The 18,193-nt window shown below is 63.8% G+C and carries 14 protein-coding genes; 13 read left to right on the forward strand and 1 reads right to left on the reverse strand.

What is annotated here, in order from left to right:
- Positions 1-36 precede the first annotated feature (36 nt).
- From rpoC to QW887_RS00355, 3 genes are all read left to right on the forward strand, one after another.
- The gene (rpoC, locus tag QW887_RS00345; RefSeq protein ID WP_315714568.1) at positions 37-4,236 is read left to right on the forward strand and encodes a DNA-directed RNA polymerase subunit beta'; all 4,200 of its coding nucleotides are present in this window, start codon (positions 37-39) and stop codon (positions 4,234-4,236) included.
- A gap of 338 nt (positions 4,237-4,574) precedes the next feature.
- Positions 4,575-6,638, forward strand: a complete 2,064-nt coding sequence (locus QW887_RS00350) for an FAD-dependent oxidoreductase (protein WP_315714567.1) — start codon at positions 4,575-4,577, stop codon at positions 6,636-6,638.
- Positions 6,639-6,876: 238 nt separating this feature from the next.
- Positions 6,877-8,949 (forward strand): ABC transporter ATP-binding protein, encoded by a 2,073-nt coding sequence (locus QW887_RS00355; RefSeq protein ID WP_315714566.1) that lies wholly within the window; start codon positions 6,877-6,879, stop codon positions 8,947-8,949.
- Here the strand turns inward: QW887_RS00355 and QW887_RS00360 are convergent.
- Complete coding sequence (locus QW887_RS00360; RefSeq protein ID WP_316194049.1) at positions 8,886-10,109, reverse strand: NAD(P)/FAD-dependent oxidoreductase; 1,224 nt, start codon at positions 10,107-10,109, stop codon at positions 8,886-8,888. The two genes, QW887_RS00355 and QW887_RS00360, sit on opposite strands and share 64 nt — an antisense overlap.
- Positions 10,110-10,752: 643 nt before the next feature.
- On the opposite strand from QW887_RS00360, the gene rpsL reads away from it, so the two are divergent.
- From rpsL to rpsS, 10 genes are all read left to right on the forward strand, one after another.
- Positions 10,753-11,124, forward strand: coding sequence for a 30S ribosomal protein S12 (gene rpsL, locus QW887_RS00365; RefSeq protein WP_006611834.1), 372 nt, complete (start codon positions 10,753-10,755; stop codon positions 11,122-11,124).
- Positions 11,125-11,154: 30 nt separating this feature from the next.
- Complete coding sequence (rpsG, locus tag QW887_RS00370; RefSeq protein ID WP_006611835.1) at positions 11,155-11,625, forward strand: 30S ribosomal protein S7; 471 nt, start codon at positions 11,155-11,157, stop codon at positions 11,623-11,625.
- 33 nt (positions 11,626-11,658) lie between these two features.
- A complete protein-coding gene (gene fusA, locus QW887_RS00375) occupies positions 11,659-13,731 on the forward strand; it encodes an elongation factor G (protein ID WP_315714564.1) in 2,073 nt (690 codons plus the stop codon).
- A 39-nt stretch (positions 13,732-13,770) separates the two neighbouring features.
- The gene (gene tuf / locus QW887_RS00380) at positions 13,771-14,961 is read left to right on the forward strand and encodes an elongation factor Tu (protein WP_006611837.1); all 1,191 of its coding nucleotides are present in this window, start codon (positions 13,771-13,773) and stop codon (positions 14,959-14,961) included.
- A gap of 91 nt (positions 14,962-15,052) precedes the next feature.
- Positions 15,053-15,361: a 30S ribosomal protein S10 gene (gene rpsJ, locus QW887_RS00385; RefSeq protein WP_002712302.1), complete on the forward strand. Its 309-nt coding sequence runs from the start codon at positions 15,053-15,055 to the stop codon at positions 15,359-15,361.
- Between the two features lie 58 nt (positions 15,362-15,419).
- Entirely contained in the window at positions 15,420-16,139 is a 720-nt protein-coding gene (gene rplC, locus QW887_RS00390) for a 50S ribosomal protein L3 (protein ID WP_006611838.1), read from the forward strand.
- Entirely contained in the window at positions 16,140-16,760 is a 621-nt protein-coding gene (gene rplD, locus QW887_RS00395) for a 50S ribosomal protein L4 (RefSeq protein ID WP_315714563.1), read from the forward strand.
- On the forward strand, positions 16,757-17,056 hold the full coding sequence (locus QW887_RS00400) for a 50S ribosomal protein L23 (RefSeq protein WP_172108066.1): 300 nt from the start codon (positions 16,757-16,759) through the stop codon (positions 17,054-17,056). The genes rplD and QW887_RS00400 overlap by 4 nt, the downstream gene beginning before the upstream one ends.
- A 12-nt stretch (positions 17,057-17,068) precedes the next feature.
- A complete protein-coding gene (gene rplB, locus QW887_RS00405) occupies positions 17,069-17,902 on the forward strand; it encodes a 50S ribosomal protein L2 (RefSeq protein WP_006611841.1) in 834 nt (277 codons plus the stop codon).
- Between the two features lie 12 nt (positions 17,903-17,914).
- Entirely contained in the window at positions 17,915-18,193 is a 279-nt protein-coding gene (rpsS, locus tag QW887_RS00410; protein WP_006611842.1) for a 30S ribosomal protein S19, read from the forward strand.

Here is an 18,193-nt window from a genome sequence, read left to right on the forward strand (position 1 = left end):
GCGGCCGACCCCCGATCGGCCCGCGAGGAGAATACGATGAACCAAGAAATTATGAATCTCTTCAATCCGACGACGCCGGCTCAGGTCTTCGACCAGATCCGGATCTCGATTGCGTCTCCGGAGAAGATTCTGTCCTGGTCCTACGGCGAGATCAAGAAGCCGGAAACGATCAACTACCGTACCTTCAAGCCCGAGCGCGACGGCCTGTTCTGCGCCCGCATCTTCGGGCCGATCAAGGACTACGAGTGCCTGTGCGGCAAGTACAAGCGGATGAAGTACAAGGGCATCATCTGCGAGAAGTGCTCGGTCGAGGTGACCCTGTCGCGCGTCCGGCGCGAGCGCATGGGCCATATCGAGCTCGCCGCTCCCGTCGCGCACATCTGGTTCCTGAAGTCGCTGCCGTCGCGCATCGGCCTGCTGCTCGACATGACGCTGAAGGATCTCGAGCGGATCCTGTACTTCGAATACTACGTCGTTCTCGAGCCGGGTCTGACCGCGCTCAAGGACCGTCAGCTGCTGTCCGAGGACGAGTACCTCAAGGCGCAGGACGAATACGGCCAGGACAGCTTCACCGCCATGATCGGCGCCGAGGCCATCCGTGAGCTCTTGCGCGGCCTCGAGCTGGAGAAGCTCGAGCAGACGCTGCGTGCCGAGATGCAGGAGACCGACTCCGACATCAAGCACAAGAAGCTCGCGAAGCGCCTGAAGATCGTCGAGGCGTTCCGCCACTCCGGCAACAAGCCGGAATGGATGATCATGACCGTGGTTCCGGTGATCCCGCCGGACCTCCGCCCGCTGGTGCCGCTCGACGGCGGCCGTTTCGCGACCTCCGACCTCAACGACCTCTATCGCCGCGTCATCAACCGCAACAACCGCCTGAAGCGGCTGATGGAGCTGCGCGCGCCCGACATCATCATCCGCAACGAGAAGCGCATGCTTCAGGAGGCGGTGGATGCGCTGTTCGACAACGGCCGCCGCGGCCGCGTCATCACCGGCGCCAACAAGCGTCCGCTGAAGTCGCTCGCCGACATGCTCAAGGGCAAGCAGGGTCGCTTCCGTCAGAACCTGCTCGGCAAGCGCGTCGACTACTCCGGCCGTTCGGTCATCGTGGTCGGTCCCGAGCTGCGCCTGCACCAGTGCGGCCTGCCGAAGAAGATGGCGCTCGAGCTGTTCAAGCCGTTCATCTATTCGCGGCTCGACGCCAAGGGCCTGTCGACGACGGTCAAGCAGGCCAAGAAGCTGGTCGAGAAGGAGCGTCCGGAGGTCTGGGACATCCTGGACGAGGTCATCCGCGAGCATCCGGTGCTCCTGAACCGCGCGCCGACGCTGCATCGCCTCGGCATCCAGGCGTTCGAGCCGGTGCTGATCGAGGGCAAGGCGATCCAGCTCCATCCGCTGGTCTGCTCGGCCTTCAACGCCGACTTCGATGGCGACCAGATGGCCGTGCACGTTCCGCTGTCGCTCGAAGCGCAGCTGGAAGCGCGCGTCCTGATGATGTCGACCAACAACATCCTGCATCCGGCCAACGGTCAGCCGATCATCGTGCCGTCGCAGGACATCGTGCTCGGCCTCTACTACGTCTCGATCATGCGCGAGGGCATGCCCGGCCAGGGCATGGCGTTCGGCAACATGGCCGAGCTCGAGCATGCGCTGCACGCCAAGGCCATCCATCTCCACAGCAAGATCAAGTATCGCTGGGAGGGCATGGACGAGACCGGCAAGATCGCCAAGCGCTGGATCGAAACCACCGCGGGCCGCGTCATGCTCGGCAATCTCCTGCCGAAGCATCCGCGCGTCACGTTCGAGGTCATCAACAAGCTGATGACCAAGCGCGAGATCTCGGGCGTGATCGATCAGGTCTATCGTCACTGCGGCCAGAAGGAGACGGTGATCTTCTGCGACCGGATCATGGCGCTCGGCTTCTACAACGCCTTCAAGGCGGGCATTTCGTTCGGCAAGGACGACATGGTCGTGCCGGCGGGCAAGTGGAAGATCGTCGACACCACCCGTACGCTGGCGAAGGATTTCGAGCAGCAATACAATGACGGTCTGATCACCCACGGCGAGAAGTACAACAAGGTCGTCGACGCCTGGTCGAAGGCCAGCGAAGAGATCGCCAAGGAGATGATGAAGGAGATCTCCGTCACCAAGAAGACGGCGACGGGGGCGGATGCCGACATCAACTCGATCTACATGATGTCGCATTCCGGTGCCCGCGGTTCGCCGGCCCAGATGCGTCAGCTCGCCGGCATGCGCGGCCTGATGGCCAAGCCGTCGGGTGAGATCATCGAGACGCCGATCATCTCGAACTTCAAGGAAGGTCTCTCGGTTCTCGAGTACTTCAACTCGACCCACGGCGCCCGCAAGGGTCTCGCGGACACCGCGTTGAAGACCGCGAACTCGGGCTACCTGACCCGTCGTCTGGTCGACGTCGCGCAGGACTGCATCATCACGCAGGACGATTGCGGCACCCATCTCGGCATCAAGATGCGCGCCATCGTCGATGCCGGCACGGTCGTGGCCTCGCTCGGCTCGCGCATCCTGGGCCGCGTGCCCTGCGACGACGTGCGCGATCCCGCGACCAACGCGGTGCTGGTCAAGGCCGGCACCTTGATGGAGGAGAGCCACATCGACGCCATCCAGCAGGCTGGCGTGCAGGAGGTGAAGATCCGCTCGGCGCTGACCTGCGAGCTGGTCAACGGCATCTGCAAGATGTGCTACGGCCGCGATCTGGCGCGCGGCACGCCGGTCAACCACGGTGAGGCCGTCGGCGTCATCGCCGCGCAGTCGATCGGTGAGCCCGGCACCCAGCTGACGATGCGCACTTTCCACATCGGTGGTGCGGCGCAGCTGAACGAGCAGTCCTTCGTGGAATCGAACTTCGAAGGCAAGGTGGTCATCAAGAACAAGGCGATCGCCCGCAACAGCGAGGGTCATCTGATCGCGATGGTCCGCAACATGGTCGTGACGATCGTCGACCCCGACGGCACCGAGCGTGCGACGCACCGCATCCAGTACGGCGCGCGCATGCATGTCGACGACGGCGACATGATCAAGCGCGGCCAGCGCATCGCCGAGTGGGACCCTTACACCCGTCCGATCCTCACGGAAGCCGAGGGTACGATCGGGTTCGAGGATCTGACCGAGGGTCTGTCGATCTCGGAAACGCTCGACGAGTCCACCGGTATCGCCAAGCGCGTGGTCATCGACTGGCGTGGAACGCGCGGTGGCGCGGATCTGCGTCCGGCCATCGTGATCAAGGGCAAGGACGGCAAGGTGCTCAAGCTCGCCCGCGGCGGCGATGCCCGCTACATGCTGTCGGTCGACGCGATTCTGTCGGTCGACGTCGGCTCGACGGTGAAGCCGGGCGACATCCTCGCGCGTATCTCGACGGAAAGCGCCAAGACGCGCGACATCACCGGCGGTCTGCCGCGGGTGGCGGAGCTGTTCGAAGCGCGTAAGCCGAAGGATGCCGCGATCATCGCCGAGATCGCCGGCACCATCCGGTTCGGTCGCGACTACAAGAACAAGCGTCGCATCTCGATCGAGCCGGTCGACAAGACCGAGGAGCCGCGCGAGTACCTGATCCCGAAGGGCAAGCACATCCATCTGCAGGATGGCGACATCGTCGAGAAGGGCGACTTCATCGTCGAAGGCAACCCGGCGCCGCACGACATCCTGGCGATCAAGGGCATCGAGGAGCTCGCGGCCTATCTGGTCAACGAGATCCAGGAGGTCTACCGGCTGCAGGGCGTGCTCATCAACGACAAGCACATCGAGGTGATTGTCCGCCAGATGCTGCAGAAGGTGGAGATCACCGACCAGGGCGATACCGACATGATCTCGGGCGAACAGGTCGACAAGATCGAGTTCGACCTGCTGAACGCGAAGGCCGTGGAGGAGGCGAAGAAGCCGGCCACAGGCACTCCGGTTCTGCTCGGCATCACCAAGGCGAGCCTGCAGACCCGGTCGTTCTTCTCGGCGGCCTCGTTCCAGGAGACCACCCGCGTCCTCACCGAGGCGGCGGTCAACGGCAAGATCGATCCACTCGAGGGTCTCAAGGAGAACGTCATCGTAGGACGCCTGATCCCGGCCGGCACCGGCGCCTCGATGGCCCGCATCCGCGAAGTCGCTTTGAAGCGCGACAAGCTGATTCTCGACGAGCGCGAGAAGCAGGCGGCGATCGTGCCGGCGCAGCCCGAGCCTCAGCCGCTCGCGCTGCCGCCGGCGGAGTAAACGGACGGTTGCGGCATGACCCCGACGGTGTCGGGGTCTGCCGTGCGTTCATCGCGCGTAGAAAAGGCCGGCGTTTGCCGGCCTTTTTTTGACATTTTCTTCTCCTGTTGCCGCGCTGCTGCCCCGTTGTTCATCTTCCCTTCAGGGACAGAGGCGCTTTTGGAAGCATCAGATCCGCTGAGCTGATTTCCGTCGATTCCCGTGGCGATGCGCCGATTTGCTCCGGCGCAAATCTTTTGCGGGCCGGTTACGCTATGGCCGATCGAGCCCCGAGGGTGGCAGGACCCCTGTATGGACGACCGGCAACGTCGCTGACAGCCGGAGATGGCGGAACTTCGATGCTTGACCTTGCGATTGTTGGTGGCGGTCCGGGTGGCCTGATGAGCGCCTGGTATCTGAGGCGCAAACTCGGCGATCTCTGCAAGGTGACGATCTACGAGGCATCCGACCGGCTCGGCGGCAAGATCGTGACGCGCAAGTTCGATACCGCACCGGCGATGTATGAGGCTGGTGTCGCAGAAATCTACGACTACTCGATGACCGGCCCTGATCCGCTGCGCGAGCTGATCCAGCATTTCGGGCTGCAGACGATTCCGATGGATGCGCTGCAGGTGCAACTCGACGGCGAGCTGCTCGACGACGTGCCGGGGCTGCGCCGCAAATACGGCCCGAAGACGGCCGCTGCGGTCGAGGCGTTCCGCAAGCGTTGTACCGACGTGATGTCGCCGGTCGAATATTACGAGGGCGTCGGCGCCCACGATAACGAGCACCCCTGGGCCTACAAGACCTGCGAAGAGCTGCTCGACGAGGAGGTCGAGGATCCCACGGCCAAGCGCTTCTTCAAGGTGATGTCGCGCTCCGACCTCGCGACCGAGGCCCACAACACCAACGGCCTCAATGCGCTCAAGAACTTCGTCATGGATATCGACGACTATATCGGCCTGTACTCGATTCAGAACGGCAACGAGCAACTGATCGAGTGCCTGCGCTCCGAGGTCGATGCCGACATCCAGCTCAATCATCGCGTGCTCCGCATCGGCAAGACCGAGGCGGGTCGCTACCGGCTCAACATGATGAACGGCAAGGGGCCGGAGACGCGCGAGTTCGATCTCGTCCTGGTGTGCCTGCCGCATTCCTGGCTGTCGACGGTCGGCTGGGAGGGCGAGAAGCTGCGCCAGTCCATGGTCAAGCACATCGCCTATTTCGATCGTCCCGCGCATTATCTGCGCGTCTCGATCCTGTTCGACGAGCCGTTCTGGGGCGAGAAGATTCCGGGCTCCTGGTTCATGTCGGAGGCGTTCGGCGGCTGCTGCATCTACAACGAGGGCTCGCGCCACGATGTCGGCAAGCACGGCGTGCTCAACTGGCTGATCGCGGGCTCGGATGCGCTCGCCTTCGCCAACCTCTCGGACCAGGAGCTGATCGATGCCGCGCTGAAGTCGCTCCCTGCGGCGCTCGGCGACGCGCGCGCACACTTCATGGAAGGCAAGATCCACCGCTGGCTGTCGTCCGTCAACGCGCTGCCCGGCGGTCTGCCGGTACGCGACGTCATGACCAATCACCGGCCTGAGCCGAAGGAGCACCCCGGCATCGTCGTGGTCGGGGACTACCTGTTCGACTCGACCCTGAACGGGCTGCTCGATTCGTCGGACGCCGCCACCGACATCATCCTGACCGAAATGATGCGGCTGCGCCGCGCCCGCTCGCAGGCCGAAACGCCGCTGTCCGACAAGATCGACCGTGACTATTTCGACAATTATCGCGGGCAGGGGCCGTACAGCGAAGCGTGGTCGCAGTTCACCGATCCGGACTATCTGACCAGCCTGATCAAGATCGTTTGGAACCGGGCCGGCAAGGGCAAAGGCTACAAGCTCCTGGTCGCCGGCTCCGCGAGCGGTGAACTGGTGGGAGCGCTCCGCGAGCGCGGCATCGATGCCTGGGGCATCGAGAACAACCGCTACATCCATGGCAAGACGCCGAAGGCGCTGAGGAAATACAACAAGCTCGGCTCGATCACCGATATGCCATTCAAGACCGGTGAGTTCGATTTCGTGTTCGAGACCAGCCTCTGCCATCTCGGTGACAAGCAGGTTGCGCGCGCGATCCGCGAGCTCAACCGCGTCGTCAAGACCGGCCTCGTGTTCGGCTCGATCACCTCGGACATGGCTCCGGCGCTGGTCGACCGCTACGACCTGCTGCGCGGGGTCAAGAAGCTCGGCACCTGGTGGGAGTGGTCGGAGCTGTTCTTCGGCAACGGGTTCGATCTGGCCATGCACCGCCGCGATTGCACCGACGAGGTGTGGGCAGCGACGCTCGCGGCCAACAAGGGGCCCGGCCAGTGGTACGCCGACGCCGACAGCCTGCGCTATTCGTTCTTCGACAAGGTCGAGGACGAAGACTAGGCTCGCGGCACAGCCGCCGGCACTTCGAGGCAGGGCCGCGGGCGTTGACCGGCATCTCGATGCTGTCTTGCGTCCGCGGCGCTTGTGACCGTGCTGGTTGCGTGACAGGGCCGCGTCTTGGTCGCGGCGGGTGCGGCACCGTATGGCGAGAATGCTGGCGGCAGGCGGACACAGGTGGTAAAGCCGAGCCGCTTTAATCCGTTACGGTCATACTGGCCGTGCAGGATCGGTTCGTTGAATGGCGCCCAAATCTTCACCGCCGCGAAATCAGACGTCCGCAACGGCAGCTGATCCTGCCGATGATTTGGACAAGCGGGGGCCGGCGGCGGCCGTGCCTGCCGTTCCAAAACCCGGAACAGCGAAGACGTCGGCGACAGAGACGGCTGACGTCGTCGGCGACGATGAGGACGATGACGAGGAGGACGGTGAAGAGGCCGGCCTCGACCTCGACGATGATGACGACGACGAGGATCTCGTCGTCTACACGGCCCGCGAGGCCGCAGGTGCGCTTGCAACCATCTACGGCTTCGTCTCGCCGCTGCTCGCCAGATACAAGAAGATGCTGGCTTTCGTGTCGATCGGCGTCCTGATCGAGACGCTGTTCAACGTCATCATGCCGCTCAGCCTCAAGTTCCTGATCGACGATGCGCTCGGCGAAGAGGATTTCGAGGCGCTCTATCGCATCCTCGGCGTGCTCGCCGCTGCGGGCATCTTCACCTCGATCATTGCCGTGCTCTACGAGCGCTGGGATGCGCGGCTCGCGGCCTGCGTCATCTCGGACGTTCGCACCCGTCTGTTCGATCACGTGCAGAACCTGCCGGCCGCCTATTTCCAGCGTACCAAGCGCGGCGAGATCCTGTCGCGCTTCTCGGTCGACATGTCGGCGTTCGAGAACGTCGTGAAGAGTTTCGCCAACAGCGCTGTGCTGCCGTTCCTCGAGCTGATTGCGGGCATCATTCTGATGCTGTTCCTGAACTGGCAGCTCGCTGCGATCGCGCTGCTGGTGTTTCCGATCACCCTGATCGGCCCGCGTATCCTGACGCCGAAGGCGGTTCAGGCCAATTACGAGCAGAAACTGAACGAAGCGTCGCTGCTCGGCGTGATCCAGGAGAACATCGCGGCGCAAGCCGTCATCAAGGCCTTCAGCCTCCACCGCAAGGTATTCGGCTGGTTCAGCTTCCGCAACGACGCGGCGCGGCGCAAGATGGCCGATGCGATGTTCCTGTCGACCATGGTCGAGCGCACCGTCACGATCTCCGTGCTGCTGCTGCATCTCGTCGTGCTCGCTCTCGGCGCCTATCTCGCCACCAAGGGCCAGATCACGATCGGCACCTTCGTCACCTTCGAGAGCGCATTCTGGGAGGTGTCCTACAACATCGCCCATGTCATGCATTTCGTGCCGGTGTCGATCTCCTCGGCGGCCGCGATCCGGCACATGCAGGAGCTGTTGGACGAGCCGACCCGCGGCGCCGACCGGCCGGGCGCGCCGGATCTGCCCCGCATCAGCCACGACATCACCTTCGAGCGCGTGACCTTCCAGTACGAGGGCAGCGAGACGCCGGTGCTCGACAATCTGAGCCTCAAGCTCGACGTCGGCAAGCGGATCGCGATCGTCGGTCCGTCGGGCTCGGGCAAGAGCACGCTGCTCAACCTGATCCTGCGGCTCTACGTACCCGATGAAGGCCGCGTCACCATCGACGGCGTCGACATCCGCAAGGTGACGCGCGATTCGCTGCGCGGCAGCATGGCCGTGGTGTTCCAGGACAACATGCTGTTCAACATGTCGCTGCGGGAGAACATCCGGCTCGGCAAGGAGGGCGCCACCGACGCGGAGGTGGAGGAGGCGGCCAAGAAGGCCGAGATCCACCGCTACATCATGAGCCTGCCGCAGAAATACGATACCATCGTCGGCGAGCGCGGCGACACGCTGTCCGGTGGACAGCGCCAGCGCATCGCGATCGCCCGCGCCATCATCCGCAACCCGTCCGTGCTGCTGCTCGACGAGGCCACTTCGGCGCTGGACCAGACCACGGAAGCCGCGATCAACCGCACCCTGCTCAAGGTCGCCAAGGGCCGCACCATGATCTGGTCGACCCACCGCCTGACCTCGGTGGTCGAGATGGACGAGATCATCGTCATCTCCGGCGGCCGGGCGATCGAGCGCGGCAGCCACGCGGAGCTCTTGGCGAAGAATGGGACCTATCGCAAGCTCTGGGATGACCAGGGCCATCAGCCGAGCCGGCAGGATCAGGCCGACGACGACAGCGATGACGAGGAGGACGACGACGAGGAGGATGATGACGAGGAATAGACGTTGAGCGGCGCATTGGTCTTCGTCAGCCGCTGCCGAACCCCGCGGCCGAGCGAGACGGCAAAGCGCGCCCAGCGTTGCGCCTGCCAATAGGGGCTGGCCCCGATCGAGACCGATCGGAAATTCCATGCCTTCTCGAGCGACCACGCATCGCAGGCCGTCTTGACCGGGTCCGCATAGAAGGCCGCGATCTTGGCCTCGCCCATGCCGTCAGTCGCCAGCCAGCGCGGAATGTGGACGTTGCAGAGGCGCTCGACATCGGTGAACACCTTGTCGGAACCGGTGCCGGTGACGGGGCAGGTGGTGCAGAAGGCGTCGCCGACGAGCACGACACCCGGCATGCGGTACCCGCTGTTGATGGTGAGATCGGCGGGCCGGACCCGCACCTCGCCGCTCACGGCGTACTCGCCCGTGATCCGCCGCAGGCCGGGCAGGGCGGCGGCCAGCGTTTCGACCGGGTTGCGGCGGACCGCCCGAAGCCAGGGATCATCGACCTCGCGGTAGGCGAACAGGTTCGCCCGCATGCGCTCGCCGATCGGGAACAGGGTGATGTAGGGCACCCGCGCCTTGGCTCGTTCCTGGAAATAGGTCATGGCCGGGAATGGGAAGGCGGAACGGCCGACCGGCGTCAGGTCGAACCCGATCGAGATCGAATGGGCGGGGCTGGTGATCGTGCGGGTGATTCCCAGCATGTGCCGCAGCCCGACGTTCAGCCCGTTGGCGAGCACGACGAGGCGGGCGGAGATCGTCTGCCCGTTGGACAGCACGACCGACTGGCGATCCTCGGTTGGCGTGATCGCTACGGCCTTGGCGACGATTCGCGTCACAGCGCCTGGGATCTGGTCGCGCACCGCCGTCACGAGCGCATCATACGGAATGCCGTATTGCTGGACCTGAGCCCGTTCGAGCACGTAGCCGAATCGGGCGATCCAGTTCTCCGGGGCCAGGGTGGCTTGGGTCAACGCCTTGTCGGCGATCCCGGTGCGACGGAATCGGCCGATCTGCTCGGCACCGGAGATCTTCTCGATTCGAAAGTCGGGCGGGGAGACCGCGTGGGGATCGACGAGAATCGCGGGGATGCCGGCCATTCCGAGCATGGCGGCCGTGATCGAGCCGCTCAGGCCGCCGCCAATGATCGCAATGTCGGTATATTCTGTCACCAGGCGCCTCGTCGCGGCGCCATCCTTGTCGGCCAAAGCCGAAAAAAGCCTTATCTTCGATGTTTCTGGACATGTCCCGGGCTGGAGAGGCGCCTGCACTCGCAGGGCTGTGCGGTCTGCAGATACCTCGGACGGCGGGGGCCCTGTCGGGACCGGAAACCGCAGCGGCCAGAAGCGCTTCTTTGCGCGTCCTGCGGCGTCGTTTTGCTTGACTTGGATATTTACCGCTTATAAAAGGCCGGCACTCAACGACAGGCGGTGAGCTTCGCCAGCGTCGGTACGGATCACCCAGACCACCCGAAACCGGGCGGGACGGGCACCACCCTCGACGAATGCCGCTCAAACGCTGTCGATCATAGCTAGGCAATGCCAAAACGATATTAGATCTCTCGAGCTCGTTCTCCTGAGACCAATTTCGGATGCATGACCTCGGTAGGCCGCCCGCCAGCGCAAGCTGACTGGTGGTGATCGCGGTCCTCTGTGGCGTCAAGCGCTTTCCGTTCAGCGATGGACGGTTGGCGCGATTTCGTTTTGCGTGGGTTTTGATCGCGCGAAACGGCCCGGTGAGGCGGGGAACCTCGAACAGAATTTGCGGAAGCCGGTCGCGGTCTCCGTGCGAACGTTGAGAAGGGTGAAGGCCAAGATGCCGACGATCAACCAGCTGATCGCAAATCCGCGCGAAGTGCAGAAGTCGCGCAAGAAGGTGCCGGCGCTGCAGCAGTCGCCGCAGAAGCGTGGCGTTTGCACGCGCGTCTACACCACGACCCCGAAGAAGCCGAACTCGGCGCTTCGTAAGGTCGCCAAGGTGCGCCTGACCAACGGCTTCGAGGTGATCGGCTACATTCCGGGTGAAGGCCATAACCTGCAGGAGCACTCGGTGGTCATGATCCGCGGCGGCCGCGTCAAGGACTTGCCGGGCGTGCGCTATCACATCCTCCGCGGCGTGCTGGATACCCAGGGCGTCAAGAACCGTAAGCAGCGCCGTTCGAAGTATGGCGCGAAGCGTCCGAAGTAAGACGTTCGAGAGAAGCGGGAACAAGATCACATGTCGCGTCGCCATTCAGCCGAAAAGCGTGAAGTGCTTCCGGATCCGAAGTTCGGGAACATCATTGTCACCAAGTTCATGAACTCGGTGATGTACGCCGGCAAGAAGTCGGTCGCCGAAGGTATCGTCTACGGCGCGTTCGGCATCATCGAGGCCAAGACCAAGCAGAGCCCGCTGACGGTGTTCGAGCAGGCCCTCGAAAACGTCATGCCGACCATCGAGGTTCGCTCCCGTCGCGTCGGCGGTGCGACCTACCAGGTGCCGGTCGAAGTTCGTTCGACCCGCCGGCAGGCGCTGGGCATCCGCTGGCTGATCTCGGCCGCGCGCGACCGCAACGAGAAGACGATGACCGAGCGGCTTTCGGCGGAGCTGCTCGACGCCTCGAACAATCGGGGTAACGCCGTGAAGAAGCGTGAAGACGTGCACCGGATGGCGGAAGCCAACCGCGCCTTCTCGCACTATCGCTGGTAACGGCGACCCGAACGGAAATCAGGGAACACACCCATGCCCCGCCAACACGCCATCGAAGACTATCGCAACTTCGGCATCATGGCGCATATCGACGCCGGCAAGACCACGACGACCGAGCGCATCCTCTATTATACCGGCAAGAGCCACAAGATCGGCGAAGTGCACGAAGGTGCCGCGACGATGGACTGGATGGAGCAGGAGCAGGAGCGTGGCATCACGATCACCTCGGCTGCGACCACTGCGTTCTGGAACGGCAAGCGCCTGAACATCATCGACACCCCCGGCCACGTCGACTTCACCATCGAGGTCGAGCGCAGCTTGCGGGTGCTCGACGGCGCCGTGTGCGTTCTCGACTCCAACCAGGGCGTCGAGCCGCAGACCGAGACCGTCTGGCGCCAGGGCGACAAGTACAAGGTTCCGCGCATCGTCTTCGCCAACAAGATGGACAAGACCGGTGCCGACTTCTTCAAGTGCCTGGCCGACATCGTCGATCGCCTGGGCGCGAAGCCTGTTGCGATCCAGCTGCCGATCGGCGCCGAGAACAATTTCAAGGGCTGCATCGATCTCGTGACGATGAAGGCGATCGTCTGGAACGACGAGGCGCTCGGCGCGAAGTTCGACTACGTCGAGATCCCGGCTGATCTCGCCGACCAGGCCAAGGAATATCGCGAGAAGCTGGTGGAGGCCGCCGTCGAGCTCGACGACGACGCGCTCACCGCGTTCCTGGACGGCAAGGAGCCGGACGAGGCGACTCTGAAGCGCCTGATCCGCAAGGCCGTGCTGACCGGCGCGTTCTATCCGGTGCTGTGCGGCTCGGCCTTCAAGAACAAGGGCGTGCAGCCGTTGCTCGACGCCGTCGTCGACTATCTGCCGTCGCCGCTCGACGTGCCTGCGATCAAGGGCACCGACGACAAGGGCAACGAGGTCGTGCGCAAGGCGGACGACAAGGAGCCGCTGGCGCTGCTCGCGTTCAAGATCATGGACGACCCCTTCGTCGGCACGATCACGTTCTGCCGCATCTATTCGGGCATCCTGACCTCGGGCACCGGCGTGGTGAACTCGACCCGCGAGAAGAAGGAGCGCATCGGCCGCATGCTGCTGATGCATGCGAACAACCGCGAGGACATCAAGGAAGCCTATGCCGGCGACATCGTCGCCCTCGCAGGCCTCAAGGAAGCCCGCACCGGTGACACGCTGTGCGATCCGTCCAACCAGGTGATCCTGGAAAAGATGGAATTCCCGGAGCCGGTCATCGAGATTGCGATCGAGCCGAAGTCGAAGGCCGACCAGGAGAAGCTCGGCGTCGCGCTGGCGAAGCTGGCCGCTGAGGATCCGTCCTTCCGCGTGTCGACCGATCACGAGTCGGGCCAGACCATCCTCAAGGGGATGGGCGAGCTCCATCTCGACATCAAGGTCGACATCCTCAAGCGCACCTACAAGGTCGATGCGAACATCGGCGCGCCGCAGGTGGCGTTCCGTGAGCGTATCACCAAGCCGGCCAACGTGGACTACACCCACAAGAAGCAGACCGGTGGTACCGGCCAGTTCGCGGCCGTGAGCCTCGTGGTCGAGCCGAACGAGCCCGGTGGCGGCTACGTGTTCGAGTCCAAGATCGTCGGCGGTGCGGTTCCGAAGGAATACATCCCGGGCGTCGAGAAGGGCATCGAGAGCGTGCTCGGCGCGGGCGTCGTCGCCGGCTTCCCGGTGGTCGACGTCAAGGTGGCGCTGGTCGACGGCAAGTATCACGATGTCGACTCGTCGGCGCTGGCCTTCGAAATCGCCTCTCGTGCGGCTTTCCGCGAGGCGCTGCAGAAGGGCAAGTCGGTTCTGCTCGAGCCGATCATGAAGGTCGAGGTGGTGACCCCGGAAGACTACACCGGCTCGGTCATCGGCGACCTGAACTCGCGTCGTGGCCAGATCCAGGGCCAGGACATGCGCGGCAATGCCAACGTCATCAACGCGATGGTGCCGCTCATGAACATGTTCGGTTACGTGAACAACCTGCGCTCCATGAGCCAGGGGCGCGCGACCTTCACGATGCAGTTCTCGCACTACGCTGAAGCGCCGGCCAACGTGTCGGCCGAAGTCCAGAAGAAGTTTGCCTGATTGTCGTTAGCTCAAGTTAGCGACTGAACGGAGAGTCAAATGGCCAAAGCTAAGTTTGAACGTAACAAGCCCCACTGCAACATCGGCACCATCGGTCACGTCGACCACGGCAAGACCTCGCTGACGGCTGCAATCACCAAGATCCTGGCCGAGACGGGCGGTGCGACGTTCACTGCCTACGACCAGATCGACAAGGCCCCGGAAGAGAAGGCGCGCGGCATCACCATCTCGACCGCGCACGTCGAGTACGAGACCAAGAACCGCCACTACGCCCACGTCGATTGCCCCGGCCACGCCGACTACGTGAAGAACATGATCACCGGCGCTGCCCAGATGGACGGCGCGATCCTGGTCGTGTCGGCCGCTGACGGCCCGATGCCGCAGACCCGTGAGCACATCCTGCTCGCCCGCCAGGTCGGCGTGCCGGCGCTGGTCGTGTTCCTCAACAAGTGCGACATGGTCGACGATCCCGAGCTGCTGGAGCTCGTCGAGCTCGAGGTCCGCGAGCTGCTCTCGAAGTACGAATTCCCGGGCGACAAGATCCCGATCATCAAGGGCTCGGCGCTGGCCGCTCTGGAAGATTCGGACAAGAAGCTCGGCCACGACGCCATCCTCGAGCTGATGCGCAATGTCGACGAGTACATTCCGCAGCCGGAGCGTCCGATCGACCAGCCCTTCCTGATGCCGGTCGAAGACGTGTTCTCGATCTCGGGCCGCGGCACCGTGGTGACCGGCCGTGTCGAGCGCGGCATCATCAAGGTCGGTGAGGAAATCGAGATCGTCGGCATCCGTCCGACCCAGAAGACCACCGTCACCGGCGTTGAAATGTTCCGCAAGCTGCTCGATCAGGGCCAGGCCGGTGACAACATCGGCGCGCTGCTCCGCGGCACCAAGCGCGAGGACGTCGAGCGCGGCCAGGTGCTGTGCAAGCCGGGTTCGGTCAAGCCGCACACCAAGTTCAAGGCTGAGGCCTACATCCTCACGAAGGAAGAGGGTGGCCGTCACACGCCGTTCTTCACCAACTATCGGCCGCAGTTCTACTTCCGCACGACCGACGTGACCGGCGTCGTTCACCTGCCGGAAGGCACCGAGATGGTGATGCCGGGCGACAACATTGCGATGGAAGTGCACCTGATCGTGCCGATCGCGATGGAGGAGAAGCTGCGCTTCGCCATCCGCGAGGGCGGCCGCACCGTCGGCGCCGGCGTCGTCGCCTCGATCATCGAGTAACAACAGCGAATAGGGAATGGCGGGTGGCGAATGGAGATTATCCATTCGCCGTTCGCTACTCGCCACTCACTACTCACAGAAAGATACGGCAATGAACGGCCAAAATATCCGCATCCGTCTCAAGGCGTTTGACCATCGTATCCTCGATACGTCGACGCGCGAGATCGTCAACACGGCGAAACGGACCGGCGCGCAGGTTCGCGGACCCATTCCGCTGCCGACCCGCATCGAGAAGTTCACCGTGAACCGTTCGCCGCACGTCGACAAGAAGAGCCGCGAGCAGTTCGAGATGCGCACTCACAAGCGCCTGCTCGACATCGTCGATCCGACCCCGCAGACCGTCGATGCTCTCATGAAGCTCGATCTGGCCGCCGGCGTCGACGTCGAGATCAAGCTCTAAGTTTTTGGATTCACGTTCGCACCTCACGCGGACATAGAGAAGAACAGGAAGCACGCCGATGCGCTCCGGAGTGATCGCACAAAAGGTCGGGATGACGCGGGTCTTCACGGAGACCGGCGAACATATCCCCGTGACCGTGCTGAAGCTCGGCAATTGCCAGGTGGTCGGTCACCGCACCACCGAGAAGAACGGCTACGTCGCGCTGCAGCTCGGCAGCGGCAGCCGCAAGACGGTCTACATGCCGAAGGCGGAGCGCGGCCAGTTCGCGGTCGCCAAGGTCGAGCCGAAGCGCAAGCTCGCCGAATTCCGTGTCAGCGAGGATTCGCTGATCCCGGTCGGCGCCGAGATCCAGGCCGACCATTTCGTCGTCGGCCAGTTCGTCGACGTCACCGGCACCTCGGTCGGTAAGGGCTTCGCCGGCGGCATGAAGCGCTGGAACTTCGGCGGTCTGCGCGCCACGCACGGTGTGTCGATCTCGCATCGTTCGATCGGTTCGACCGGTGGCCGTCAGGACCCCGGCAAGACCTGGAAGAACAAGAAGATGCCCGGTCACATGGGCGTCGATCGCATCACCACGCTGAACCTGCGTGTGGTGCAGACGGACGTCGAGCGCGGCCTGATCCTGGTGGAAGGCGCGGTGCCCGGCTCCAAGGGTGGCTGGATCTCGGTGCGCGACGCCGTCAAGAAGCCGCTGCCGAAGGAAGCGCCGAAGCCCGGCAAGTTCAAGGTCGCGGGTGAGCAGGCTGCCGAAGCGCCGGCCGTGCAGGAGGGCGCATAAATGGAACTGAAAGTCACCACCCTCGAGGGCAAGGAAGCCGGCTCCGTCCAGCTGTCCGACGCCATCTTCGGTCTGGAGCCGCGTGCGGACATCATCGCGCGCTGCGTCCAGTGGCAGCTCAACAAGCGTCAGGCCGGCACCCACAAGGCCAAGGGCCGCGCCGAGATCTGGCGCACCGGCAAGAAGATGTACAAGCAGAAGGGCACCGGCGGTGCTCGTCACGGCTCGGCTCGCGTGCCGCAGTTCCGGGGCGGCGGCCGCGCCTTCGGTCCGGTCGTGCGCTCGCATGCGACGGACCTGCCGAAGAAGGTCCGTGCGCTGGCGCTGAAGCATGCGCTGTCGGCCAAGGCCAAGGACGGTGATCTGGTCGTGCTGGAGAACGCCACCCTGGAGGCGGCGAAGACCAAGGCGCTGATCGGTCACTTCTCGGGTCTCGGCCTGACCAACGCCCTGATCATCGACGGCGCCGAGCTGCATACCGGCTTCACCAATGCCGCCCGCAACATTCCGAACATGGACGTGCTGCCGATCCAGGGCATCAACGTCTACGACATCCTGCGCCGTCAGAAGCTCGTGCTGACCAAGGCGGCGATCGATGCGCTGGAGGCGCGCTTCAAATGAAGACCATCGATCCGCGCCACTACGACATCATCATCGCGCCGGTCGTGACCGAGAAGGCGACCTTCGCCTCGGAGCACAACAAGGTTCTGTTCAAGGTGGCCGCCAAGGCGACCAAGCCGCAGATCAAGGAAGCGATCGAGAAGCTGTTCGACGTCAAGGTCAAGAGCGTCAACACGCTCGTCCGCAAGGGCAAGACCAAGGTGTTCCGCGGCAATTTCGGTTCGCAATCGGACAGCAAGCGCGCGATCGTGACCCTCGAAGAGGGCCACCGTATCGACGTGACCACCGGACTGTAAGGCTGAGCTGCCATGGCACTGAAGACATTCAATCCCACGACGCCCGGCCAGCGCCAGCTGGTGATGGTCGATCGTTCGGCCCTCTACAAGGGCAAGCCGGTCAAGGCGCTGACCGAAGGCAAGCAGTCGAGCGGCGGTCGCAACAACACCGGCCGCATCACCGTTCGCTTCCTCGGCGGCGGTCACAAGCAGTCGTACCGCACGGTCGACTTCAAGCGCGACAAGGTCGACGTTCCCGCGACCGTCGAGCGCCTGGAGTATGATCCGAACCGGACCGCCTTCATCGCGCTCGTCAAGTATCAGGACGGCGAGCTCGCCTACATCCTGGCGCCGCAGCGCCTGGCGGTCGGCGACACCATCGTCGCCGGCAACTATGTCGACGTGAAGCCGGGCAACGTCATGCCGCTGGGCAACATGCCGGTCGGCACGATCGTGCACAACATCGAGGTCAAGATCGGGAAGGGCGGCCAGCTCGCGCGTTCGGCAGGCACCTACGCCCAGATCGTCGGCCGCGACCAGGACTACGTGATCGTCCGCCTGAACTCGGGCGAGCAGCGCCTGGTGCACGGCCGCTGCCGCGGCACCATCGGTGCGGTGTCGAACCCGGACCACATGAACACCTCGATCGGCAAGGCCGGCCGCAAGCGTTGGATGGGCCGCAGGCCTCACAACCGCGGTGTCGCGATGAACCCGATCGACCATCCGCACGGCGGCGGCGAAGGCCGTACCTCGGGCGGTCGTCACCCGGTCACTCCGTGGGGCAAGCCTACCAAGGGCAAGAAGACCCGCACCAACAAGTCGACCGATAAATTCATTCTCTTGAGCCGCCACAAGCGGAAGAAGTAAGGAACGACGGACATGGTTCGTTCAGTCTGGAAAGGCCCGTTCGTCGAGGCGTCGCTGCTCAAGAAGGCAGATGCGGCGCGCGCGTCCGGCCGTCACGACGTCATCAAGATCTGGAGCCGCCGCTCGACCATCCTGCCGCAGTTCGTCGGCCTGACGTTCGGCGTCTACAACGGCCAGAAGCACGTGCCGGTGGCGATCAACGAAGAGATGGTCGGCCACAAGTTCGGCGAGTTCTCGCCGACCCGCACCTTCCACGGCCATTCGGGCGATAAGAAAGCCAAGAAGGCTTGA

Origin of the sequence: Bradyrhizobium sp. SZCCHNRI3052 (assembly GCF_032484895.1) — a bacterium.
Classification (GTDB): domain Bacteria; phylum Pseudomonadota; class Alphaproteobacteria; order Rhizobiales; family Xanthobacteraceae; genus Bradyrhizobium.